Annotated in this window: 20 protein-coding genes; 7 read left to right on the forward strand and 13 right to left on the reverse strand. The window is 69.9% G+C overall.

Features of this window, described 5'->3' with window-relative positions:
- Positions 1 to 111: 111 nt before the first annotated feature.
- Positions 112 to 357, forward strand: coding sequence for a hypothetical protein (locus tag AC16DP_RS01550; protein WP_329725975.1), 246 nt, complete (start codon positions 112 to 114; stop codon positions 355 to 357).
- On the opposite strand, the gene AC16DP_RS01555 is transcribed toward AC16DP_RS01550, so the two are convergent.
- The 4 genes from AC16DP_RS01555 to AC16DP_RS01570 all read right to left on the reverse strand — a co-directional run bounded on the left by AC16DP_RS01555 (position 344) and on the right by AC16DP_RS01570 (position 3,036).
- Positions 344 to 1,018, reverse strand: coding sequence for an HAD family hydrolase (locus AC16DP_RS01555; RefSeq protein WP_329725974.1), 675 nt, complete (start codon positions 1,016 to 1,018; stop codon positions 344 to 346). The genes AC16DP_RS01550 and AC16DP_RS01555 overlap by 14 nt on opposite strands.
- Positions 1,019 to 1,101: 83 nt before the next feature.
- The gene (locus tag AC16DP_RS01560) at positions 1,102 to 1,686 is read right to left on the reverse strand and encodes an ExbD/TolR family protein (protein ID WP_329725973.1); all 585 of its coding nucleotides are present in this window, start codon (positions 1,684 to 1,686) and stop codon (positions 1,102 to 1,104) included.
- Positions 1,687 to 1,700: 14 nt separating this feature from the next.
- Positions 1,701 to 2,186 carry a biopolymer transporter ExbD gene (locus tag AC16DP_RS01565; protein ID WP_329725972.1) on the reverse strand — a complete coding sequence of 162 codons (486 nt, stop codon included), beginning with the start codon at positions 2,184 to 2,186 and terminating at the stop codon, positions 1,701 to 1,703.
- A 103-nt stretch (positions 2,187 to 2,289) separates the two neighbouring features.
- Positions 2,290 to 3,036, reverse strand: a complete 747-nt coding sequence (locus AC16DP_RS01570; protein WP_329725971.1) for a MotA/TolQ/ExbB proton channel family protein — start codon at positions 3,034 to 3,036, stop codon at positions 2,290 to 2,292.
- A gap of 297 nt (positions 3,037 to 3,333) precedes the next feature.
- Here AC16DP_RS01570 and AC16DP_RS01575 point away from each other — a divergent pair, with 297 nt between their 5' ends.
- Positions 3,334 to 4,161 carry a GspE/PulE/PilB domain-containing protein gene (locus AC16DP_RS01575; RefSeq protein ID WP_329725970.1) on the forward strand — a complete coding sequence of 276 codons (828 nt, stop codon included), beginning with the start codon at positions 3,334 to 3,336 and terminating at the stop codon, positions 4,159 to 4,161.
- A gap of 68 nt (positions 4,162 to 4,229) precedes the next feature.
- On the opposite strand, the gene AC16DP_RS01580 is transcribed toward AC16DP_RS01575, so the two are convergent.
- From AC16DP_RS01580 to AC16DP_RS01610, 7 genes are all read right to left on the reverse strand, one after another.
- Positions 4,230 to 5,675 carry an IS4 family transposase gene (locus AC16DP_RS01580; RefSeq protein WP_483956602.1) on the reverse strand — a complete coding sequence of 482 codons (1,446 nt, stop codon included), beginning with the start codon at positions 5,673 to 5,675 and terminating at the stop codon, positions 4,230 to 4,232.
- Positions 5,676 to 5,802: 127 nt separating this feature from the next.
- The gene (locus AC16DP_RS01585; RefSeq protein ID WP_329725969.1) at positions 5,803 to 7,722 is read right to left on the reverse strand and encodes an ATP-binding protein; all 1,920 of its coding nucleotides are present in this window, start codon (positions 7,720 to 7,722) and stop codon (positions 5,803 to 5,805) included.
- Positions 7,712 to 9,688: a PAS domain S-box protein gene (locus AC16DP_RS01590; protein WP_329725968.1), complete on the reverse strand. Its 1,977-nt coding sequence runs from the start codon at positions 9,686 to 9,688 to the stop codon at positions 7,712 to 7,714. The genes AC16DP_RS01585 and AC16DP_RS01590 overlap by 11 nt, the downstream gene beginning before the upstream one ends.
- Positions 9,689 to 9,811: 123 nt before the next feature.
- Positions 9,812 to 10,225 (reverse strand): hypothetical protein, encoded by a 414-nt coding sequence (locus AC16DP_RS01595; RefSeq protein WP_329725967.1) that lies wholly within the window; start codon positions 10,223 to 10,225, stop codon positions 9,812 to 9,814.
- Between the two features lie 94 nt (positions 10,226 to 10,319).
- A complete protein-coding gene (locus tag AC16DP_RS01600) occupies positions 10,320 to 11,261 on the reverse strand; it encodes an MBL fold metallo-hydrolase (RefSeq protein WP_329725966.1) in 942 nt (313 codons plus the stop codon).
- 46 nt (positions 11,262 to 11,307) lie between these two features.
- Positions 11,308 to 13,839 carry a putative metal-binding motif-containing protein gene (locus tag AC16DP_RS01605; protein ID WP_329725965.1) on the reverse strand — a complete coding sequence of 844 codons (2,532 nt, stop codon included), beginning with the start codon at positions 13,837 to 13,839 and terminating at the stop codon, positions 11,308 to 11,310.
- A 16-nt stretch (positions 13,840 to 13,855) separates the two neighbouring features.
- Positions 13,856 to 14,269 carry a hypothetical protein gene (locus tag AC16DP_RS01610; protein WP_329725964.1) on the reverse strand — a complete coding sequence of 138 codons (414 nt, stop codon included), beginning with the start codon at positions 14,267 to 14,269 and terminating at the stop codon, positions 13,856 to 13,858.
- A gap of 201 nt (positions 14,270 to 14,470) precedes the next feature.
- Between AC16DP_RS01610 and AC16DP_RS01615 the strand changes: the two genes are divergently transcribed.
- The 4 genes from AC16DP_RS01615 to AC16DP_RS01630 all read left to right on the forward strand — a co-directional run bounded on the left by AC16DP_RS01615 (position 14,471) and on the right by AC16DP_RS01630 (position 18,898).
- Positions 14,471 to 15,019: a hypothetical protein gene (locus tag AC16DP_RS01615; protein ID WP_329725963.1), complete on the forward strand. Its 549-nt coding sequence runs from the start codon at positions 14,471 to 14,473 to the stop codon at positions 15,017 to 15,019.
- A 183-nt stretch (positions 15,020 to 15,202) separates the two neighbouring features.
- A complete protein-coding gene (locus tag AC16DP_RS01620) occupies positions 15,203 to 16,324 on the forward strand; it encodes a helix-turn-helix transcriptional regulator (RefSeq protein WP_329725962.1) in 1,122 nt (373 codons plus the stop codon).
- A gap of 52 nt (positions 16,325 to 16,376) precedes the next feature.
- Positions 16,377 to 17,525, forward strand: a complete 1,149-nt coding sequence (locus AC16DP_RS01625) for a metallophosphoesterase (protein WP_329725961.1) — start codon at positions 16,377 to 16,379, stop codon at positions 17,523 to 17,525.
- On the forward strand, positions 17,522 to 18,898 hold the full coding sequence (locus AC16DP_RS01630; RefSeq protein ID WP_329725960.1) for a DUF1444 domain-containing protein: 1,377 nt from the start codon (positions 17,522 to 17,524) through the stop codon (positions 18,896 to 18,898). The genes AC16DP_RS01625 and AC16DP_RS01630 overlap by 4 nt, the downstream gene beginning before the upstream one ends.
- Before the next feature lie 16 nt (positions 18,899 to 18,914).
- Here the strand turns inward: AC16DP_RS01630 and AC16DP_RS01635 are convergent, their stop codons facing one another.
- A complete protein-coding gene (locus AC16DP_RS01635) occupies positions 18,915 to 20,051 on the reverse strand; it encodes a thiol reductase thioredoxin (RefSeq protein WP_329725959.1) in 1,137 nt (378 codons plus the stop codon).
- Between the two features lie 15 nt (positions 20,052 to 20,066).
- On the reverse strand, positions 20,067 to 20,264 hold the full coding sequence (locus AC16DP_RS01640; RefSeq protein ID WP_329725958.1) for a thioredoxin domain-containing protein: 198 nt from the start codon (positions 20,262 to 20,264) through the stop codon (positions 20,067 to 20,069).
- Positions 20,265 to 20,346: 82 nt separating this feature from the next.
- Between AC16DP_RS01640 and AC16DP_RS01645 the strand changes: the two genes are divergently transcribed.
- Positions 20,347 to 21,711: a sigma-54-dependent transcriptional regulator gene (locus AC16DP_RS01645; RefSeq protein WP_329725957.1), complete on the forward strand. Its 1,365-nt coding sequence runs from the start codon at positions 20,347 to 20,349 to the stop codon at positions 21,709 to 21,711.
- Positions 21,712 to 21,713: the final 2 nt, after the last annotated feature.

The following is a 21,713-nucleotide window of genomic DNA, read 5'->3' on the forward strand; positions in this document are numbered from 1 at the left end:
CGGGCGGAGTTCACCGCCTGTCATTGGGGGTGCAAGCAGGGGGGTGCAAGCAGTGGGGTGCAATGGATGGGCGCGGCCTTCGTAGGGAAGGACAAGGAGGCAACACGCCACATGTCCCGCCCTGGTATCGCCGCCGTGCTGTCGTTCTTCATCCCCGGACTGGGTCAGCTCTACAACGGGGACATCTTCCGGGGTCTCTTCTGGCTCATCATCACCCCCGGCTTCTGGCTGGGCACCGGTGGATTGCTCGGCTGGGTGTGCCACTTCATCGCCGCGGCCACGGCGCACAGCCGCGCCGAGGAGAAGCAGCGGGCCGAGTTGTCCAGCGGCTTCCCCCACCGCGTCAAGGTCGTGTAGCGGCGCGGGGCACGCTCGCGAGGGCCTGGAGCAGCTCGTCCGCCGAGTGGGCGAGCGCCCGGGCCCCGTGGGCCTGGAGCTCCTCCACGCCGCGGAAGCCCCACGTCACGCCCACGCTGTACATGCCGGCGGCGCGCGCGGTCTCCATGTCCACCGCCGTGTCGCCGATGAAGGCGCAGTCCCCGGGCGCCACGCCCAGCTCGGAGGCAATCCCGAGCGCCGACGTGGGGTCCGGCTTCCGCGGCACGCCCACCCGCTCGCCGTAGATGGCGCCGAAGCGCACGTCCGGCAGCAGGGCCGCGACCAGCTGACGGGTGGCCGCGTCGGGCTTGTTGCTCAACACCGCCAGCTTCACCCCCTCGCCCCGCAGCCGGGCGAGCACCTCACGCACCCCGGGGTAGGGCCGGGTGTGGTCCAGGAGGTGCTCGGCGTAGAAGGCCTTGTAGGCGGCCATCACCGCCTCGTGGATGTCTTCATGGCCCGGGGGGACGGCGCGGGCCACCAGCACCCGGACGCCCTCGCCCACGAAGCGGCGGTAGTCGGCCAGCGGGTGGACGGGCAGGCCGTGGGTGACGAGCGCGTGGTTCATCGCCGCGCCGATGTCATGCAGCGAGTCCAGCAGGGTGCCATCCAGGTCGAAGAGCGCGGCGCGCGGGTACATGGGCATGCCCCCTGGAAACACCAACGCCCCGGCCCGGACAAGTCCGGAGCGCGGGGCGTGGTCACTTCGGGCGCGAGGGCCGATTACGGGGTGGCGGCGGCCGTGGGCGGCTCGGCGCCGGCCTCGCCCTTCTGCAGGGTGGCGAAGTTGATGTTGTTGTAGCCGGCGCTGGCGCAGCTGAACATCACCCGCTTGATGATGGAGAACTCCACGTCCTTGTGGGCCTGGATGTTCACGTCACCCTTGAAGGCGTTGGTGTTGCCCTCGGCCATGGCGTGGAGATCCTCGAACTGCTTCTTCATGTCCCGCAGCTTCTCCTCGAGCGCGGGAATGTTGAGGTACTCCTCCTTGACCAGGTCCTGCACCCGGCCCACCACGTTGCCGGAGATGGAGACCTCCTCGCCGGAGACCATCACCACCGGGTGCATCTCCACTTCCTTGACGTTGACCGCCTCGGGCAGCTGGATGTCCTTGGTCATCATCAGCACCTCGCCCGTCGCCGAGAAGTTGGCGATGAGGAAGAGCACGATGATGACGAACATGTCGACCAGCGGCGTGATCAGCACGTCCGCGTTGCCGCCGTGCTTGCCGTGGTGGGCACCGTGGCCGAACACCTTGGAGTGTTGCAGCCGCTTGCCGTAACGCTTGCCGGGAACCTTGATGGCCATGGTGGCTGCCTTCCCTAACCCATGATGGCGGACACCGAGACCTGGGGCAGGCCGGCGCCGATGCACTGATCGATGATGCGCACCAGGTCCTCGTACCGGACCTTGTCCTCGGTCTGCAGCGTGATGGCCGACTGATCCGGGAACTGCGCCTTGAGCTCCTTGAAGCGGGCGATCAACGGCGCCAGGTCCAGCTTGCCGTTCTCACCACGCTTGGCCTCGATGGGCGGGAACTCGCTCTGGTCCGCCGCGAGCCGCAGCTCGGTGGGCGTGACGAACAGCGTGAGCTGGACCGTCTTGGTCTGCTCTTCCTGCTTCTGCTCTTCCTCGGTGGCGGGCCCTCCGGCCTGCGCCACCTGCAGACGGCCAATCTGGGTCCAGACGGCCGTCATGATGAGGAAGCTGATGGTCACCGCCATCAGGTCGATGAAGGGGGTGAGGTTGATGGCAACGTCGAGTGACTTCTTGCCTTTACCTCCCCCGAGATCCATTCCACCGGCCATGGCACTCTCCTTCCGCCCGCGCTACGACGTTCAACGATGAAGGGCGCGCGTCATCCCCACCGACAACGCGCCCGGATTCCAGGTTCCCCGCAGGAGTGAACTTCTACTCCTCGGAATCCCGCGCGGAGGCCGACACGGTGGCGTTCTTGAACTTGTCGCGGTTGTTCACGATCAGGTTCAGCACGGCCACGCTGGTCTCGTTGATGTCGTTGACGATGGAGGTGGCGCGGCCCGAGAGGATGGAGAAGGCCACGACGGCCGGGATGGCCGTGAGCAGACCGAAGCCGGTGCAGTTCATGGCTTCGGAAATACCGTTGGCGAGAATGGTCGCCTTGTCGGCCGGGTTCACGTTGGCCACGGCCTCGAAGCAGGCGATCAGACCGGACACCGTCCCGAGCAGACCCGCGAGCATCGCCGCGTTGCCGAGCATGGCGAGGTAACCGGTGCGGGCCTCGATCTTCGGCGTCTCGCGCAGGCTGGCCTCGTCGAGGGCGGCCTGGACCTCCTCCTCGCCCTTGGGAACGTTCATCAGGCCGGCCTTGATGACCTGGGTGAGCGGCGTCTGCTTCTGGCCGGCCACGTAGTTGATGGCCTTGTCCAGGTCACCGGCGTAGATGTGCTTCTTGAGCCCACGCAGGAAGGCGTCCTTGTTGATGGAGGCCTTGCCGAACAGCATGATGCCGCGCTCGATCATGATGGCCAGCGCGAACACCAGGCAGACGGCGATGGGATACATACCCCACTGACCCGCCTCCCAGCGCTTGGCGATCTCCTCGAACAGGCTGCGCTCGGCACCGTGACCGCCGGCGTTGGCGAGGATGGTCAGATTCGTCAAAAACCCCAGGTTCATCGCTTATGGCCTCCAGAGAGGGGCTGCCCGACATGGCGGGCCTAGCCAGCCGGTTGGTTCCCGTACGGACACCCACACGGGTCCCTTACCGGGAATGGCATGGAATTGGAGCCGGACTTTAGGAACGGCGGTCCTGGAGTGTCAAGGCACGCCCCGTGCTCTTAGTTGCTGAAATCCCACGGGAATTTTGCGATCGGACACCGGCAGGACGGCTGGTCTGGTGGCGGACGGACGGTGTTTGTCGCGCTGCGTCGCCTGCTTGACGGGCCAGGGGGGTGGGGCTAAGGGCGGCCGATCATGGCCCGAAAGCGGATCGGCGAGCTGCTCCTGGAGAGGGGGGCCATCACCTCGGCCCAATTGGAAGCGGCGCTCCAGGCGCAACAGCGGACCCGGCAGCGGCTGGGGGCCGCGCTCGTGTCCCTGGGCGCCATCACCGAGAAGACCCTGGCCCACGCGCTGAGCGAGGCCCTGGGCGTGCCCGTCATCGACCTGGCCAACCGGCCCCCGGACTGGGGCGCCATCCACCTGCTGCGCTCGCGCTTCTGCGAGCAGCATGACCTGTTCCCCGTGGCCCTGGAGAACGTGGGCGGGCGCCGGCTGCTGGTGGTGGCCATGGCCGACCCGCTCGACACCGCCGGCCTCCAGGAGCTGGAGTTCACCACCGGCCTCAAGGTGAGCCCCCGCGTCGCGCCCCTGTCCGCCGTGCGCACCGCCATCCAGCGCTACTACCACCGGCCCCCTCCCGCCACCGCTCCGGAGCCCACCCAGGCTCCAGAGCCCATCCCCGATGCGCTGGAGGACGACGTCGAGGAGATCATCGTCGGCGAGGAGCTCCCTCCCGGGGAGACGACACGCCGCGTCTCGCTCGAGCAGCTCATCCAGGAGCGCGAACAGCAGCGCCGGCTCAAGCGCGGTCAGAGCAAGGCCACCGCCGCCAGGCCCTCCACCGGGGACGTCAGCGCCGCGCTGGACTCGCTCTTCGGGGAGTCGGCTCCCTCCGAGCCCGTGGACCGCGTGGAGGAGCTGGAACGCAAGTTCTGGGCCCTCATGCGCATCATGGCCCGCAAGGGTCTCCTGACCAACGAGGAGTTCACCCGCGAGCTGGATGACGAGGACGGGAGCTGAGTGGAGCCACGGGGGGGAACCCGGGGTCCTGGCACCCTCACCCCGTCCCTCTCCCGAGGGGCTCATACTTACCCAGAATCAGCCTTGGGAGAGGAGAGGCGGTGGAGATGCATGCGGTAGATGGTTTCCGCATGCTGAAGCTTCTCCCAGCCACGCCAGAGCGTGCGCCAACCGGGCTCGCCGTCGCCCTTACGGCCGATGAAGCCGCCCAGCATCGCCATGGCGCGCAACGCGTCATAGGCGTTGGGGTTGGGCGGCAGTTCGGGACACAGGTCGCCCAGCAGTTGGAGCTGAATCTCGGACAGGTGCTCAGAGGCTGGGGGAGGCTCAGGGCGGCGTGCGGCATCGCGTAGCGAGAGCATGCTGAAGGCCACGACAGTAGCCAGGGCCAGGAAGTTGCTCAGGCGCGCGCCGTGCTGGAGACGGCGTGTCTCGGTGCCGCAGCCGCTCTTGAAGCCCATGTGCAACTCCTCCACCAACCAGCGGCCCTCGTAGGCCTCTACTACCTGCAGGCATTGCTGCAGCGTCTCGATGGGCTCGCCCGTTACCAGGCACCAGTACAGAGGCTTCTGCCCCTCGGGGGGCCGGGTTTCACGCGCCAGCACCACGTTGAGCTCGAGCGGCTGGCCGGCACGTCCTCGGTTGCGCGGTGGTCTCACGCTCACGCGGCAGGCGCGAATCTCCAGCTCGGCCTGGCGCTCCTGCTGGCCGGGGCGCCCAGGCACCTGTACCACCTTGTGCCCGAGCACCGGCGCTTGGGCCACTTTGTCCAGCAGGTATTCGCGCTCTGCCTCCTCTGCTTGCTGCCTCTGGCCGGAGGCCAACAACCGGTTGCGCGTGACTCGGATGACGAAGGAATCTCCCAGCGCCTCTATCACCTCCAGCGTCTCGAAGACGTCGCCCTCGGCATCCAGCACGTGCACCACGCAGGGACGCTCCTGGGCGGGCAACGGCTCCAGCACATCCGACACCCGGTAGGCCGCCTCGCCCCAGCGCTGGCTTTCCCGGGGGCGCTTCTTGCGCTGGGCGGCCGTCTCCTCCTTCTTCCTCTTCTTCCTCTTGGGCTTGTCCGGGCGCGCCCACACCATCTGCCCCAGCACGCCCATTACCTCATGCGTCCCCGCATCCACCGCCAACGTCGTGTGCACCCACAAGCCTCGTACCCTGGGCAGCTGATTGATTCGGCCCGCGCCCTCCACCTGATGCTTGAAAATGAGGTCGGTGGTGTCCTGGATGCACAGCACTTTGCCCCTGGCCCTACACCGCTCTCGCGTCGCCGCGACGTGCCCCTGCAGGATTGCCTCCGGCGTCACTTCCGGGTTGGCGAAGAACCGATAGGCCCCCTTCAACCCCGCCTCATCCTTGGCGAACTGTCGCGGAAAGCTCGCCGACGCGGCCCTGCTCATGGCCTGTCCTATCCGCAGTAGCCTCTTATGCCGTGCCTTGTGGCCCAGGCCGGAGCCTGCCAGCTCCCTCTCCAGTACTCCCTCCAGCTGCTGTCCACTCTCCATCATGGCCCAACAGCCTACTTCTCCCGTCCTATCCCCTGCCCTATTTTTTGGGTAAGTATGAGCCCGAGGGGAGAGGGGTTGTTGGGCGGCGGGGGTTCTTGGGCGGCGGGGGTTGTTGGGGTGGTAGGGGTCAATCCGCGAGCGGCAGGCGCACGGTGAAGGTGGTGCCCTGCCCCAGCTCGCTGTCCACGCTCAGCTTGCCCCCGTGCTTCTCCACGATGCGCTGCACGATGGACAGCCCCAGCCCCGTCCCGTTCCCCTCCGTCTTCGTCGTGAAGAAGGGGTCGAAGATGCGCGACAGGTTCCCCGGCGCGATGCCGCTTCCCGTGTCCTTCACCCAGACCACCGCCTCGCGCCCCTCCCGCCTCGTCCGCAGCCACACCTGCCCCCCCGCCTCCATCGCGTGGCACGCGTTCGTGATGAGGTTCACGAACACCTGCTCCAGGTTCGCCGGCACCGCATGCAACGGCGGCAGCTCCCCATAGTCGCGCTCCACCTTCACCCTCGCCTGCGCCACCACGTGCTCGCAGTAGCCCACCGCCTTGTCCAACAGCGCGTTGAGCTGCACCCGCTCCACCTTGTCCTTCGCCGGCCTCGCGTACGACGTCAGGTCCTTCGTGAAGCGCAGAATCCGCTGCCCGCTCTCCAATATCTTCCGCAGCTTCTCCGAGTCCGCCGCCCCCGCGCTCCCCATCATCATCGACCGCTGCAGCAGCGACTCCGAGTACGCCACCACCGCCGTCATCGGGTTGTTGATTTCATGCGCCACGCTCGCGGCCAGCTGCCCCATGGACGCCAGCTTCTCCGCGTGGATGACCCGCTGCTCCAGCTGCGCCACCACCGTCACGTCCTGACCGATGGCCATCACCCCCTCCACCTCGCCCTGGGAGGTGAGCGCCGAGGACGTCGCGAACGAGGCCCGTGCCTCCCCCGTGCGCGTGCGCAACCGCAGCTCGAAGTTGGGCACCGCCTCGCCCCGCATCGCCGCCGCCAGCACCGAGGCCAGCCGCAGGTGCTCGTCCTCCGGCACCAGCGCGAAGACGTCCTGCCCCAGCACCTCCTCCTTGCTGAAGCCCGTGAGCCGGCTGATGGCCTGGTTGAAGACGACCACCTTCTTGTCCCGGTTGGCCACCAGGATGAGCGCGTTCGCCTTCTCCAGCAGCTCCTCCAGGTACTTGCGCACGAACGTCAGCTCGTCGATGAGCTTGGCGTTCTTCACCGCCACCGCCACCTGGTTGGCCAGCTGCACCAGCACCCGCTCGTCCTGCGGCGGATCCGGCTCCTCGCGCAGCGAGGACGGGTACTCCAGGTTGATGACGCCGTAGAGCTGCCCGCTGGCCACCAGCGGCGCGCTCACCCCACCCGTGCTGCTCTCGAAGAGCAACGGCACCAGCGCGGCCACCACCACCTTGCCCACCGGCATGGACTCCGCCGTCAGGTGCATCTTCTCCACCGCCGTGCGCTTGAGCACCAGCGGCTCGCGGGAGCCCTCCTTCAACCGGCCCTCGGCGTACAGGCTCGTCAGCCCACCGGTGCGCGCGTCGATGATGCGGATGCAGAAGGTGCGCCCGGGGAACAGCTCCTTCACCCCGCGCGCCACCGAGGCCACCAGCTCCTCCTCGCTGCCCGCCTCGGCCACGCTGCGCCCCAGGTCCAGCAGCACCCCCTCCGTGCGCGCCTGCTCCAGCAGCGCCTGCTCCACCACCACCAGCTGGCCCCGCATCAGCTCCGACTCGCGCCGCCCCACCACCGACACGGACTCGCCCCGCCGCGCCAGCTCCATCACCACCACGCCCCCCTGCGGCAGCGGCACCTCCACCACGCACGCCGCCCCGTCCTCGGGCACCCGCGCCTCCGCCAGGCCCTCCATCATCTGCTCCACCGTCAGCCCATGGTCGAAGCAGAAGCGCGCGAACGCGTTGTTGCACAGCTTCAGGCGCAACCGCGGGTCGCAGAGCGCCGCGGGCAGCTCCACCGTCTCGAAGAAGGCTCGAAAGGCCTCGGCGGAGGGGCCCTCCGGCACGGGCAGGCGACGCGACTCAGTCGTCATGGGAGCTGGCTTTGTCGAGGTCCAGTATCTGCTGGGACCCCATGTAGGCTTTCGTCTCGTAACGGGTGATGCGGCCAATCTTCCGGACGATCTCCGCCATGCGCTCGGCCTCGCGGTAGATGATGTCCACCGGCTTGTAGGAGGTGTCCTCCTCCTTCAGCCGGCGCTTGAGCAGCTCCGCGTAGCCCATCACCGAGGTGAGGGGCTGGTTGAGCTCGTGGGCGGCGGTGCCGGCCAGGGCGACGATGACCGCGTTCTTCTCGCTCTCCTCCAGGCGCGTCTCCACGTCCGACAGCTTGCGCTCCAGCTCCATCCGGTCGCGCAGGTCCGTGAAGATGCCCACGCTGGCCACCTCGCGGCCGCCCTCGTAGACGATGGAGGCCGTCATGTTCACCGGCACCAGATGCCCGGTGCGGTTGACGACGTCCTGGCGGCACACCGACAGCCGGCCCCGCCCGCCGTACTCCGGGCTGCGCAGCTGCGTCATGATGCGCTGGGCCACCCCGTTCGGGTAGAGCTGGTTGACGTGCATGCCGCTGAGCGCCTGGGGAGCGCCGTAGCCGAAGAGGGCCTCGGCCCCCTTGTTGAACAGGATGATGCGGCCCTGCATGTCCGCGGCGACGATGGCGTCCACCGAGGAGTCGATGAGCCGCTCCAGGAAGTCCTTGGTGTGGCGCAGCTCGTCCGCCAGCTGGCGCGCCTGCGTCACGTCCCGGAAGGACAGGATGATGGCCCGGCGGCCGTCCTCCAGCGGCGCCGCCGAGAAGCTCAGCGTCAGGCGCTGGCCATTGGGCGCGCGCACCATCAGGTCCACGTCCGAGCGGGACTCGCCGCGACGGGCCGCCGTCACCAGCTCCATCAGCACCGACTCGTCCAGCGGCTGCGTCACGTCCACCAGGTGGCGGCCATACGCGCTCTCGGAGGGCGTCGCCAGGATGGCCTCGCCCGCGGGGTTGAGGCTGAGCACGCACGCCTTGTCGTCGAGGATGGCCACGCCCTCGCGCACGTTGGCGAAGAAGAGGTGGTACGTCTCGAGCGAGGCGGCCTTGGCCTCCGCGGCGATGCGCGCCGACATCTCGCGCTCGGTCTGCCCGCGCACCGTCAGCAGCAGCGAGGCGTTGCGCAGGGCCACCGCCGTGGCGTGCGCCACCGTGTTGAGGAAGTCGATCTCATCCGGCGCGAAGGTGCGCCGGCTCCCCCCCGAGGCCCGCAGCAACAGCACCCCGCGCACCTCGCCCCGGATGTGCAGGGGCAGCGCCGCGAGCGCCTGGATGCCCCGCGCGGCCACCTCGTTCTGCACGCCCTCCAGCAGCGGGTGGTGCGAGGCATCCTCCACGACGACGGGCTTGCCCGTGCGCCCCGCCTCGCGCACCTCCGGGTAGCGGTCCAGGTCGATGCGCATGTCCTCCAGGTTGGGAGCATCACTGGCGGCCACCACGCGCGCCCCCTCCCCGTTCTTGTCCAGCATCACCAGCGCCGCGCGGCTGACCCCGAGCCGATCAGCGAGCCGGCGCGTCACGTCATGGAGCAGCGCCTCCACGTCGAAGCTCTCGGCGTAGTCCGCGGTGAGCTCGACCAGCAGGGACAGGTCCTGCTGCCGCCGCATGAGCTCCTGGCGCTCGCGGTGACGCTCGGCCACGCGCCGCAGCCTCCAGGCGAGCTCGTGGGGCAGGCCCCCCGCGGACATCACCTCCGCGGGCTTGAGCGTTTCCAGGAAGGTGAAGGACGCCTCTCCCGGCTCCACCAGGGCCACCAGCGAGAGCCGGGCTCCCGCGGGCGTGGCGAGCAGCGTGGAGAGGGCGGAGGCGCCCTCCGGTGTGGTGAGGTCCACCAGGCCGAGCGTGGCCTGCTCGGGCGTCTCCACCACCCGCAGGCCGGCCTGCGCCGCGGCGCGAGCGAGTGGCTCGCGTGCGGCCGAGGCCGCGGGCACCAGGACGACGCCGAGGGATGGCTCGTGGGAAGACACGCCCCGAGTCTAACCCGGCTCCGGCCTCAGGGGCAGTCCGTGACCCGGACTTCCCTGTCCGGTGCCGGACCGCGCGTCCGCCGCGTCTTCGCAACCCGGTGGCTTTTCCACCGGGCGTGCGTCTCAGCCGCGGCCATAGGGGCCCCGGTACACGGGGACCCAGACCCACTCCTGCACGGACTGGTAGTAGCCCTCCACCCAGCGCTGCTCGTAATGGCCCCCCTCGCACTTCGTCACGTGGCGGCGCGGGCGGTACCTGCAGTTCTGCTCGACCCAGACCTGCTCGTAGTGGCCCGGCACGAACTTCTGGACCGTTTGGAGCTCATAGCGGCCCGACTGGCGCGGCCGGTGCGAGCGCGGAGGCTGGACCGGAGGAGGCGGGGGCGCCGGGCGGTAGTGGCCTCCGGTGTGCATCCGTTGCCCGGGCTGGCCCACCGGCGAGGCGTCGTGCCGGCCCCAGTCATCGGCCCGAGCGGCCACCGGAGCCAGGAGCAGTGTGGAGAGAGCCAGGGTGAAGAGTCCGTGCCGGAGCATCATCGTCTTATCCTCCCAATCGTTCCTGCTCCTTCAGACGGGGCCCCTCCCGATTGATTCAATCCGGGGCCCGGACGTGCCCGGCGCGAGGGACGCCCTACTTCTTCGGCTCCTCCGGCTTCTTCGCCGACTCCGGCTTCTGCCCGCTCAGGCCCTGGTACGCGATCGTGAGCCACTGCTCCGGCTTCAGGAAGCCGTCCCCCCAGCTCTTGTACTTCTCGGGCATGCCCTCGGCCTTCACCTGCTCGAGCGTCTTGCCCGCGGCCAGCTTGCCCTTCACCAGGTCCACCGTGTCGCGCAGCATCTGCGCGAAGGTCTCGAGCTCCTGCCGCCCCGACACCGCACCGTGCCCCGGGATGATCTTCACCCCGGCCGGCAGCGTCTGCAGCACCCGCTCCACGTTGCGCAGGTAGCCCTCCATCGAGCCGCCACTCTCCAGGTCGATGAACGGGTACTTGTCCCCGGTGAACTGGTCTCCCATGTGCAGCACGTTGGAGTGGGTGAAGTACACGATGCTGTCGCCATCCGTGTGGCCCGTGGGCAGGTGCGTCACCTGGATCTCCTCGCCGTTGAAGAAGAGGGAGATGCCCTGGTCGTAGGTGATGACCGGCAGTGCCTCCTTGGGCGCGGGCGGAATCTTGATGCCCATGGCCGCGCTCTCCAGCCCGTTCATCAGCCGCGTGCGCACGTGCTTGTGCGCCACGATGGTGCCCTCGCGGCCGAAGAGGGCGTTGCCGCCCGTGTGGTCGAAGTGCCAGTGCGTGTTCAGCACGTACTCGGGCGCCTTGGCCTTGCCCTTGGTCAGCTTGCCGAGCGCCACGCGAATCTTCGGCACGAGCGGGGCGAACTGGTCATCCACGATGAGGATGCCGTCCGGACCCGCCGAGACGCCGATGTTGCCGCCCGCGCCCTCGACGATGTGCACGTTGCCCGCCACCGGCGTGGACTTCACCTGCACCTTCGCGAGCGAGGCCTCGTCGAACTGCGCCGACGCCACGCCGGGCACCACCAACAACGCGGAGAGGAGAAACTTCTTCATGTGGAGCGTTCCGTTCCCTGGGGAGACGCTCCACACCATATGCCGCTCAAGGGCAGTTGGGCGAAGTATCCGGGCTGATGACGGCCCCCGCGGGAATGGCGGAGCAGCTCGACGCGCCTCGCAGGAGGATGCGACCGGCGGCACCACCTCCACCGCCTCCAGCACCATGGACGCCACCCGAGCCCGTTCCCGCGAGACCATCGCCAGGACCGGCGCTCCCCGCCGCACCCGCGCCTCCCGCGCCTCCATTCACCGCACCGCCGTCAGCTCCCGCCACCGGAGTGGCGGTCACGAGACTTCCATCCGCTCCCGCGACTCCCGGGGATTGCGTCCCGCCCTGCGCGTCGGAGCCTTCACCGCCCGCGCCGCCATTCGCGGTGACCCGGGCGGAGGCCTCGACCACGAGATTCCTGGCCTCGAGCACCAGCATTCCGCCGCTACCGCCTCCGCCACCTCCCGCCGCGTTGTTGACGGTGGAATCACCCCCTCCGCCTCCGGCGCCACTCACGCTCACCACGCTCGCCAGCGTCAGCGTGCCCGCCACGGAGAGCTGCAGCGACCCACCTCCCCGGCCTCCCGCCCCCGGAGTCGTGCCCGTGATGCCGCCTCCCGCGCCCCCCTGGCAGCCGCCCACCAGCGGAGAGAAACCGCTCGTCAGCAGGGCGCCCCCCTTCGAACCTCCTGCCGCGGAGCCGTCATCATTGGCGCCACCGGTGCCACTCTCCGTCGCGAGGCCACCTCCTCCACCACCACTTCCATCATTCCCGCTGACATTGCCGGCCCCCCCCGTCCGTCCCGTGCACCCCACGCCGCTCCCGGCGCCGCCCCGCGACTCCGCACGCGCCGAGTGGGCCAGGATCTCGTCGTTCAGCGTGGCATCGCCATACACCGCCAGGACGACCGGCCGCGAGCCCACCACCCGCAGGGGTTGATTCACGGTGAGGTTCCGGACCGCAATCACCACGACGTCGTCCGCCGTCACCACGTGCGTGGGCGGCGTGAAGCTGCAGCCCGGCGCGAACGTCCACGCCGGCGTGCCCGAGGAGTCGAAGGTGGCACCACACGAGATGTCCAGGTCATTGATGGTCTCGGACGCGATGGCCACCGGATCGAAGTTGCTCGTGACGGTGTAGCTGAACTGGAACGGCTTGCACTCCCCATCCACCTGGCACGTCCCCTTCTTCCCATCCAGGCGGCTGCAGATCTTCCCCACCTGCGCGGAGTCCACCTCGAACTGGCACGTGCCATCGGCGGCACAGAGCGCGCGGGCCTTCTCGCAGGTGCTCGGCGGAGAGCAGTCGAGCGTGCCGCCGCAGTTCCCCGCGCCATCGCACTGGTCCGACTTCGTGCAGACCTGGCCGTCGTTACACGTCGCAGCCACAGGCTTGGGCGCGTAGTTGCACGAGCCCGAGGAGGGATCGCACGTGCCCGCGTGACACTGACTCGGCGGCGAATCGCACGTCTTCTCCGTGCCCATGCACGTTCCGAGGCCATCGCACTTGTCGTTGTCGGTGCACTTGTTCTTGTCGTCGCACGACTCCGTGGTGGCGCGGGCAGCGTACGTGCAATCGCCTGTCGCCTCCTCGCAGGTGCCCGTCGCCTCGCGGCACGTGTTCGGCGGCGTGTTGCACGTCTTCGGCGAGCCCGCCACGCACGCCCCGCTGCCATCGCACCTGTCATCGACGGTGCACTTCTTCCCATCGTCACAGGACGCCGTGGTGGGGCGGGGCGCGTACTTGCAATCGCCCGTCGAGGGCTCGCAGGTGCCCGCCGCATCGAAGCACTGGCCCGGCGGCGTGTTGCACGTCTTCGTCGTCGAGCCCGTGCACGTCCCGCTGGCGTTGCACGTATCGCCGCTGGTGCACTTGCTCCCGTCGTCACAGGAGGCGCCGGCATTGACCGGGTAGGAACAGGTGCCCGTACCACACGTCCCCGCGCCCCGGCACTGCGACGCCGGCTCATCGCAGGCACTGTCGCAGCAGACGCCTCCCACGCAGAAACCCGAGCCGCACATGGCCGCGCTCGTGCAGGTCCCGCCGTTGCAGTCCAGCTTGCCGTCGCAGTTGAAGTCCGTGCCGAGGTTGGCCGGCCCGTCACACACCGCCGTGGCGCCAGGGTGCACGGTGTCCCGGGAATCGTCGCAGTCCGTGCCCTCGACCCCCGGAGCGCGGGCGGCATGGCCGTCCTTGTCCGCGTCCTGGGCCAGCAGCGCGAGCTCCGCCGGCACGGAGCCCTTCTCGGGCAGCGTCACCGCCGTGTCCAGCTGGCGCGTCTCGATGGCCGAGCCCGTGCAGTCCGCCGTGGCGTAGGAGGCCACCGCCACCTGCAACTGCTGGCTCCAGCTCTTCTCCCGGTACACGGCGAGGATGAGCGTCCGGTCCTCGTCCGTGGCCAGTTTGGACTGGGAGATGAGCTCCTCGCTCCGGCGCTCCGAGGCCGCCGCATCCGAGGCGGTCACTCGAAGGCACAGGGGGGTGTAGCCCGGGTACTTGACCGTGAGGGCCACCGCGCTGTCCGTCACCTTGTTCGAACAGGCGGTGAGCAGCAGCAGGCATCCGGCAATCCATGCGTGACGCATGGACGCGGAGCCTACCTCAATCCTGGGACTGCTGCGGCGCCAACTCGCCGGCCGGTGCGGCCTCGGGCTCCTGCTTCACCGGCTGGAACGTGTAGCCCTGTACGCCCGCGGGCAGCACCACCTCCACCAGGGGATTCTCCGCGAGCAGCTCCGGCGTCACCGGCATCCGCACCAGGCCCTCCTGGTCACTCACCAGCGACACGCGTCCCAGGTGCATGCTCAGCAGGATGCGCGCGCCCGGAATGGGCCGCCCCGTCCCCGGCTCCACCACCCGCAGCAGCACCGTCTCGCCCTTGCCCTGGGCCGCCGCGGGCTTCATCGCGGACATGTCGGGCGGCAGGACCTGCCGGTAGTACGGGCGCAGCGCGCAGGCCGACAGCACGCCGAGGGACATCAGGGCAACGCACAGCAGGGGACGCATCGAACGCATGGGGGACTCCATCCGGCCAGACAAGGGCACGAGGGAGGCGCAGCATACCGGCCAGCACCCGGCCGCCAAGCCCCGTGACGCCCGCCCCCACGCCTGCCCTCCCCTGGGGCGGCCCCCCCTGTCGCCCGCACCGGGATGTCGCATCTTCAACGGCATCACCAGCGGCGGAGCCTTCCGCCTCCACCCACCGGGAGAGCACGCATGTCCGACTTCATCGATCCCCAGAATCCCAAACCGAAGACGCGCCGCGAGGTCCTCGAGGACGGCCAGTGCCAGCGGGGCCTGCTGGGAGGCCGCGAGGTGCGCACCACCGCCTCCGAGCCCATGCCCGACATCGAGGAAAGCGGCTACCACGAGGTGCTCGTGCGCGAGGTGCCCACCGAGGGCCTCGTGTTCCACAACCGGGGCCTCGTCATCGGCACCCTCACCATGGTGTTCGTGAGCCTCATCACCTTCTGGATGCCGTTCCTCAACGGCATGCTGGGCGGCGTCTTCGGCGGATTCTTCGCCCGGCGGTGGAAGCGCGCGTTCGTGGCCGCGGCCCTCGCCTCCGTGGCGGTGCCGGCGACCATCGCCTTCTTCTACGGCTTCGACACGCCGGACCTGCTCTATTTCATGTATGGCCTTGGCTTCTGGCGGTGGACCGCGCTCCACGTGCTCGGCATGTTCATTGGCGCGGCGTCGGGCGTGTACTCGCGCCCCGAGGCGGACCGGCGGCGCTTCATCCAGCGCGAAATCACCGCGGGTTAGCCAATTGCGTCATGTGACCCGGCCCGGGCACTCCTGGGAACCGGGTCACGCGGCCTGCGACTGCATGTCCTCATTCCATGCGGGGAAATACTTAGACACTCCACCGTGGGTGTCAGTCCTTCGCATCCTTGAAGGTGCTCCTTGGCAATACCGTCAACACGCCTATAGATAGTCGGATTTAGCTTGGAACCATTGGATTCGCAGGATCAACGACTGTTGGAGGACCTGCGGGCCCGGCTCGACCTCGTGGAGCCGGGAGTGAATGTCCTGCCCGCCCTGGTGGAAGCCCTGCGGGAAGCCCTGCGCGCGGAGCGTAGCCTCGCGTATGGCGTGGACGTGGGGCCCGAGCGCTACCAGGTGAGCTACCTGCACTTCTCCGGCTTCCCCATCACGCCGGAGGCGGCCTACGCGTCCCTGGACGGCTTCGTGGGCACCCGGCGCGACCCCTGGGGGTACTTCAACCCCGCCAACCCCCAACCCTCCCAGCGTAACCGGGAGCTGCAGTTCCAGGCGCCCGGGCCGGATTCCGCGCACCCGGCCGCGCCACGGGATGACCGGTTCACCCTCTGGAAGTCGCTCGGAATCCCCTCGGAGGAGCAGGCGCGGATCCAGACGCAGGTGCGCGCCTCCATCGGCGGCTTCCTCCAGGAGTGCGGACTGGAGCGGATGACGTTCCTGCGTGTGCTCGTCTGCGACGGCCCGGCCCTGCTGGGGTGGGTGGGCGCGATGCGCTCGGAGCCCTTCAATCCGCGGGAGGTGCAACTGCTGCGCGAGCTCATCCCCTCGATGCAGCGCAGGCTGGCGCTGGAGGCGCGCCTGCGCGAGGCGGGGATGCTCCAGGCGGCCCTGGAGGCGTCGCTGGAGTCGCTCGGCCACGCGGCGTACGTGGTGACGTCCACCGGCCGGGTGGCGTTCGCCAACAGCATGGGGCGGGCCCGGCTCGAGCAGGACGCCGGACTGGTGGCGGAGGCCCTGAAGAAGCACCTGAAGGGCGAACCGCCAGGCGCGGAGCTGACCTTCACCCCCCTGCGCCTCAACGGCGCGCCCGCGCACTACCTGGCCATCGTCCAGGGCGAGCCCCAGCAGGCCCTCGCCCGTGTGCACACGCTCAGCTCCGGCTGGGGGCTCACCGCCCGGGAGATGGAGGTGCTCGGCCGGCTCGTGCGCGGGGAGTCCAACAAGGCCATTGCCCTGCACCTGGGCTGCGCGGAGCGCACCGTGGAGGTGCACGTCACCCGCATCCTCGCCAAGGCGCAGGTGGAGAGCCGCTCGGCGCTCATCGCCAAGTGCTTCCTGGCCTCCTGAGCGGGGCGGGCAACCGGGCACCGGCTCGCGGGCGGGACTAGGATGGGGCCTCGTGAGCTCCTCCCGTCTCCCGTCCGCCCTCGCCCGCGCCGCCGACGCCGTCCGCCGTGGCCCCCACTCCACCCCGCCCGACGGCCAGCGCCGCACCCGGCGCCTCGCCATTGGCGACCCGCAGGCGGACTTCACCCGCTTCCTCGCCATCCTCGACCACCAGGGCCTGCTCGGCCCGGACGGGTGGCTGCGGCCCGAGGTACAGCTGCTCTCGGTGGGGGACCACTTCGACTGGGGCAGGCCCGCCGAGCGCGAGGAGGCGGCCACGAGCGCGCTGCACCTGGTGGCGTGGATGGCCGCGCACCCGGCGGACCAGGCGGTGCTGCTGCTGGGCAACCACGACCTCGGCCGCGTGGGAGAGCTCGCCGGCTTCACCGACGCGCGCTTCGCCGCCGCCCAGGCGGAGGCGGATGGCATCTACCGGGGAGAGGACACCGACGAGGCCCGCGAGCGCGACTTCCTCACCCGCTACCCGGAGCTGCCCAACGTGGAGCTGGCGGCCCGTGACTTCGGCAACTTCCGCGAGGTGCAGCGGGACTGGGTGGCGTACCTGCTGCGCGCCGGGCGCTTCCGGGTGGCCCACGCCGCGGCGGAGCACCTGCTCGTGCTGCACGCGGGTGTCACGCGAGAGGACCTGCGCGTGGTGGGCCTGCCCGAGTCCCACCAGGCCCACGCGCCCACGGTGGCGGACGCGCTGAACCAGGCGCTCGCCACCGCGGTGGCCCACTGGAAGGAGGGGCCCTTCTCCATGCCCGGGCTGCACCAACCCGGCAGCGCCACGTACGGCGAGGGCCGCGGCATCTTCTACCACCGCCCCAGCCTGCTCCCCCAGGACGCCGCCCACCGCGCCGCCACGCCCCGGCGCCGCTTCGACCCGCACCGGCTCCCGCCCGGCCTCACCCAGGTGGTGGGCCACACGCGCGACAAGCGCACCCGTGAGCTGCTCGCGATGCCGCGCGAGGGCTACCGGGACGGCGTGCTGCGCTACCTCGTCACCGACGGCACCACGCTCCAGTACAGCCTCGGCACCCCTCCGCCCACCGGCCCCGGCGAGGCGGTGCTCATCTTCACCGACGGCGGCATGCGCGAGTCGCCCGTGGAGGCTTTCGAGCTCTTCGACCTCAACGGGCACCAGGAAGGACAGGGATGATGAGCACGACACGGAGACTCGTGGGGCTGGCGCTCGTGGGCAGCATGGGACTGGGCGGGTGTGCGGCCCCCCTGCGCGCGACCACCCGGGAGGCGCGGGCCACGGAGGCGCAGCTCTCGGAGCATTCCGAGGGCCAGGAGGAGACGTCCCCCGAGCAGGAGCAGGCGGAGCGGGATGCCTTCGCCCGGCGAGCCATGGAGGCCTTGCGTGCTTCGGGCGAGACTCGCCCCATCCACTACGACGAAGAGGGCTTCGTGCTGCGGCTCGGGGGCCCGGATGGGACGCTGGTGTTCCTGGCCAACTTCTTCGACGAGTACCACGCCGTGCCACCGGAGAAACGGGACGAGGTCCTCGCCCGGCTCGCCCGCGTGCAGAACCTGCCAGACCTGCCGGCGACGCTCGCCGAGGCCCGGCCGAACCTGCTGCCGGTGGTGCGCAGCCGCACCTTCTTCGAGCAGCTCCGGCTGGTGATGAAGGGCCCGCCGGGCAAGCCGCTGCCCATCGCATGGAAGCCCCTGGGAGGTTTCCTCGGCGTGGGCCTGGCCTTCGACGGGCCGGACACGCTGCGCTACCTCGGGCCCGAGGAGCTGACGCGCTGGGGCGTCTCCTTCGAGCAGGCGCTCGGCATGGCGGTGGAGAACCTGCGCCCGCGCAGCACCGAGCCCCTCGAGCAGCTCGCCCCCGGCACCTGCAAGGCCCCCTGGGAGGACAGCTACGCGGCCTCACGCATGCTGCTCGACGAGGTGGTGCGGCGCTGCGAGGTGAAGGGGACGCCAGTGGTGCTCGTGCCCCATCGCGACCTGCTCCTCATCACCGGCTCCGAGGACGAGGACGGGCTGAATCAGGTGGCCACCCGGGCCCTGGGGGCGATGATGGCGCCGCGCGCGCTGGACGGCCGGGCCATGCGCCTCGCGCCCGAGGGCTGGGTGCCCTTCATGCCCGAGCGGCTCAGCAACGCCTGGAGGGACTTCCGCAAGCTGGAGCTCTTCACCCGGGCGCGCGACTACGACGAGCAGACGCAGCAGTTGGAGAAGTTCTACGAGGAGAAGGGCGTGGACCTCTTCGTGGCCGCCTACACCCCGTACCAGGACGAGCGCGGGCGCAGCCTCAGCTACGCCGTCTGGCTCAAGGGCGTGGACGCCGTGCTTCCTCGCGCCGAGGTCATCTTCTTCATGGATCCGGCGCTCGGCCCCGAGGCCCCACCGGTGGGCATTGCCCGATGGGAAGATGTGTCGCGGGTGGCCGGACAGCTGCTCGCGCCGGTGGAGGGGCTCTACCCCGAGCGCTACCAGGTGAAGGGCTTCCCCACCCGGGAACAGCTCGCCCGGTGGCAGAACGACCCGGGCGACCTGTTCGACGAGGACGGGCCCTGAGCACGGGCCCGTCCCCTCACTTCGCCTTCGTGGCCGCCAGCTTCTTCTCCAGGGCGTCCACCATGCGCGGCGAGGCCTGGGCCCCGGAGAGCGTCTTCGCATAGGCGATCGCCTCCTCCAGGGTGCGCACTGCCTCGTCCTTCTCCCCCCGGGCGACGTAGATGTCCGCCCGCTCCGAGGGGACGCGCAACCGCCGGCTGCCCCGCACCTTCGACAGCGCCCGGGTGCTCGCGGCCAGTGCATCGTCCAGCCGTCCCAGCCGCCGGTAGAGGTTGGCCAGCCGCGCGGGCGGGTTGTAGTCGTCCGGCAGGTCCTTCTCACTCTGCTCGATGGCCGGCACCACCCGCATCAGGTCTCCCAGCACCATCGCGGCGCCGATGCGGTGCGAGTCGAACACCGTGCGCTGCTCGGGCGTCGGAGCCCTGGCCGCCTCGCCCTCGAGGAAGGTGAGCCACTGCCCGGCGAGTGCCTTCGCCCCGGCCTCGTCCTTCGCCTCCGAGCGGGCCTGCACCAGCACGTCGTACACGCCCGAGCGGTCATCCCCCGGCATGACGATGTCCGGCGAGAGCGCCTCGCGCGCCTTCGCCTCCAGTGAGTCCCTCAGCGCCTGCGCATCCGGGGTGCCCCGCGGCACCTGCAACGCACAGGACAGCCCGAGCGCCGCGGCGTTCGCCCACGAGGCCGAGTGCGGCACCTTGGGCAGCTCCGCCAGCGCCGTCCGGGCACAGGCTTCGTGCCGGCTCGCGCCGTACTGGGCGATGAGGGTGGACTCCAGCGCGCGGCCACGGCGGGACCAGTCCGCCGGAGCCTCGGCCAGCGCCTGGGCGAGCACGTCCGCCGCCTCGGCCTCCTTGCCCTCGCCATAGAGGGCATCGCCGCGCGCCAGCAGCGCCTCGGGACCCTGGGCGACGCCACGGTACGCCCGCTCACCGTCCTCGAAGAGCTTCTCGAGTTGCGGCACGGTGGCACTGCCCGCGAAGCGCACGAGGGCCTTCTCCTCCCGCGGGTCGATGATGAAGAGGGTGGGCCAGTTCTCTACCGGGTATTTCTCCTGGAACAGCGCGTTACCGGGAACATCCGTGTTGATCTCGAGCCAGACGAACCGTCCGGCGTGCCGCGCGAGCGCTTCATCCGTGAAGACGAAGGCACGCATCGAGCGGCACGTGTGTCACCACGGGGCCCAGGTATCGACGAAGAGGGGCAATCCCCTCGACTTCGCCTCCGACAGGGCGCGCGAGTAGTCATCCTCGATGAACGGCAGGGAGGCCCGGGCATGCGACGCCGCGGGCTCGGACACGGCCGAGGTGCGCGCGGCGGAGCAGGCCAGCAGGCCCACCACGAGCAGGCTGGAGAGGTGTGTTCTCATGAGCCCGGTACCCTACTCCGGGGGCGGGCAGGGGAGAAAGCAAGGCGCCTCGGCGGTGCCGGGAGTGGGATATGGTGCCCCGATGAGCGGCCGAGTCCTTCTCATCGACGACGACCCGAGCATGCTGGAGATGCTCCAGAACCGCCTCACCCGGCGCGGCTTCACCGTCACCACGCTGGGCGAGCCCAACGCGGCCCTGCCGTTGCTGATGGAGCAGCCCTTCGACGTGGTGCTCACGGACCTGAACATGCAGGGGCTGAGCGGCACGGAGCTGTGCGAGCGCGTGGTGGCCAACCTGCCGGAGCTGCCGGTGGTGGTGTTGACGGCCTTCGGCAGCATGGAGACGGCCGTGGCCGCCATCCGCGCCGGCGCCTATGACTTCATCACCAAGCCGGTGGACCTGGAGGCGCTGGCGCTGACGCTCGCCCGCGCCGTGCAGCACCATCACCTCAAGGGCGAGGTGGTGCGCCTGAAGAAGGTCGTCACCGAGTCCCAGCGCCTGGGCGGCCTGCTCGGCTCCAGCCCGCCGATGCGCAAGGTGTATGACCTGCTCGGCCGCGTGGCGGACTCGGACGCCACGGTGCTCATCAACGGCGAGAGCGGCACGGGCAAGGAGCTGGTGGCCCGGGCGCTCCATGAGAAGAGCCGGCGCGCCTCGGGGCCCTTCGTGGCCGTCAACTGCGCGGCCATGCCCGAGGCCCTGCTGGAGAGCGAGCTGTTCGGCCACGCCAAGGGGGCCTTCACCGACGCCAAGGCGGCGCGCTCGGGCCTCTTCGTGCAGGCCCACGGCGGCACGCTCTTCCTCGACGAGGTGGGGGAGATGCCCCTGGGCCTGCAGCCCAAGCTGCTGCGCGCCCTGCAGGAGCGGGTGATGCGGCCGGTGGGCGGGGAGCGCGAGGTGTCCTTCGACGTGCGCCTGGTGGCCGCCACCAACCGCGACCTGGAGGGCATGGTGGAGGAGAACCGCTTCCGCGAGGACCTCTACTACCGCCTCAACGTGGTGCAGATGGAGCTGCCGCCGCTGCGCTCGCGCGGAGGGGACATCCTGCTGCTGGCCCAGCACTTCATCGAGCACTTCGCCGCGCGCGCGGACAAGCGGGTGACGGGGCTCAACGAGGCCGTGGCCGAGCGGTTGATGAGCTACAGCTGGCCCGGCAACGTGCGCGAGCTGCGCAACTGCATCGAGCGCGCGGTGGCCGTCACCGGCGCCGAGCGCCTCACGGTGGAGGACCTGCCGGAGAAGATTCGCGCCTACCGCGCCTCGCACGTGGTGGTGGCCAGCGGAGACCCCTCGGAGCTCACCACGCTGGAGGAGGTCGAGCGCCGCTACATCCTCCGCGTCATGGAGGAGGTGAAGGGCAACAAGTCGCTCGCCGCGCAGATTCTGGGGCTGGACCGCAAGACGCTCTACCGCAAGCTGGACCGCATCAAGGGCTCGGGGGAGTAGCC

Source organism: Archangium sp., assembly GCF_057119385.1.

Excerpts from the sequence above, each read along its gene's own strand:
- AC16DP_RS01550 (WP_329725975.1), top strand. The coding sequence starts at position 112 with ATGTCCCGCCCTGGTATCGCCGCCGTGCTGTCGTTCTTCATCCCCGGA.
- AC16DP_RS01555 (WP_329725974.1), bottom strand. The coding sequence starts at position 1,018 with ATGTACCCGCGCGCCGCGCTCTTCGACCTGGATGGCACCCTGCTGGAC.
- AC16DP_RS01560 (WP_329725973.1), bottom strand. The coding sequence starts at position 1,686 with ATGGCCATCAAGGTTCCCGGCAAGCGTTACGGCAAGCGGCTGCAACAC.
- AC16DP_RS01565 (WP_329725972.1), bottom strand. The coding sequence starts at position 2,186 with ATGGCCGGTGGAATGGATCTCGGGGGAGGTAAAGGCAAGAAGTCACTC.
- AC16DP_RS01570 (WP_329725971.1), bottom strand. The coding sequence starts at position 3,036 with ATGAACCTGGGGTTTTTGACGAATCTGACCATCCTCGCCAACGCCGGC.
- AC16DP_RS01575 (WP_329725970.1), top strand. The coding sequence starts at position 3,334 with ATGGCCCGAAAGCGGATCGGCGAGCTGCTCCTGGAGAGGGGGGCCATC.
- AC16DP_RS01580 (WP_483956602.1), bottom strand. The coding sequence starts at position 5,675 with ATGATGGAGAGTGGACAGCAGCTGGAGGGAGTACTGGAGAGGGAGCTG.
- AC16DP_RS01585 (WP_329725969.1), bottom strand. The coding sequence starts at position 7,722 with ATGACGACTGAGTCGCGTCGCCTGCCCGTGCCGGAGGGCCCCTCCGCC.
- AC16DP_RS01595 (WP_329725967.1), bottom strand. The coding sequence starts at position 10,225 with ATGATGCTCCGGCACGGACTCTTCACCCTGGCTCTCTCCACACTGCTC.
- AC16DP_RS01600 (WP_329725966.1), bottom strand. The coding sequence starts at position 11,261 with ATGAAGAAGTTTCTCCTCTCCGCGTTGTTGGTGGTGCCCGGCGTGGCG.
- AC16DP_RS01605 (WP_329725965.1), bottom strand. The coding sequence starts at position 13,839 with ATGCGTCACGCATGGATTGCCGGATGCCTGCTGCTGCTCACCGCCTGT.
- AC16DP_RS01610 (WP_329725964.1), bottom strand. The coding sequence starts at position 14,269 with ATGCGTTCGATGCGTCCCCTGCTGTGCGTTGCCCTGATGTCCCTCGGC.
- AC16DP_RS01615 (WP_329725963.1), top strand. The coding sequence starts at position 14,471 with ATGTCCGACTTCATCGATCCCCAGAATCCCAAACCGAAGACGCGCCGC.
- AC16DP_RS01630 (WP_329725960.1), top strand. The coding sequence starts at position 17,522 with ATGATGAGCACGACACGGAGACTCGTGGGGCTGGCGCTCGTGGGCAGC.
- AC16DP_RS01635 (WP_329725959.1), bottom strand. The coding sequence starts at position 20,051 with ATGCGTGCCTTCGTCTTCACGGATGAAGCGCTCGCGCGGCACGCCGGA.
- AC16DP_RS01640 (WP_329725958.1), bottom strand. The coding sequence starts at position 20,264 with ATGAGAACACACCTCTCCAGCCTGCTCGTGGTGGGCCTGCTGGCCTGC.
- AC16DP_RS01645 (WP_329725957.1), top strand. The coding sequence starts at position 20,347 with ATGAGCGGCCGAGTCCTTCTCATCGACGACGACCCGAGCATGCTGGAG.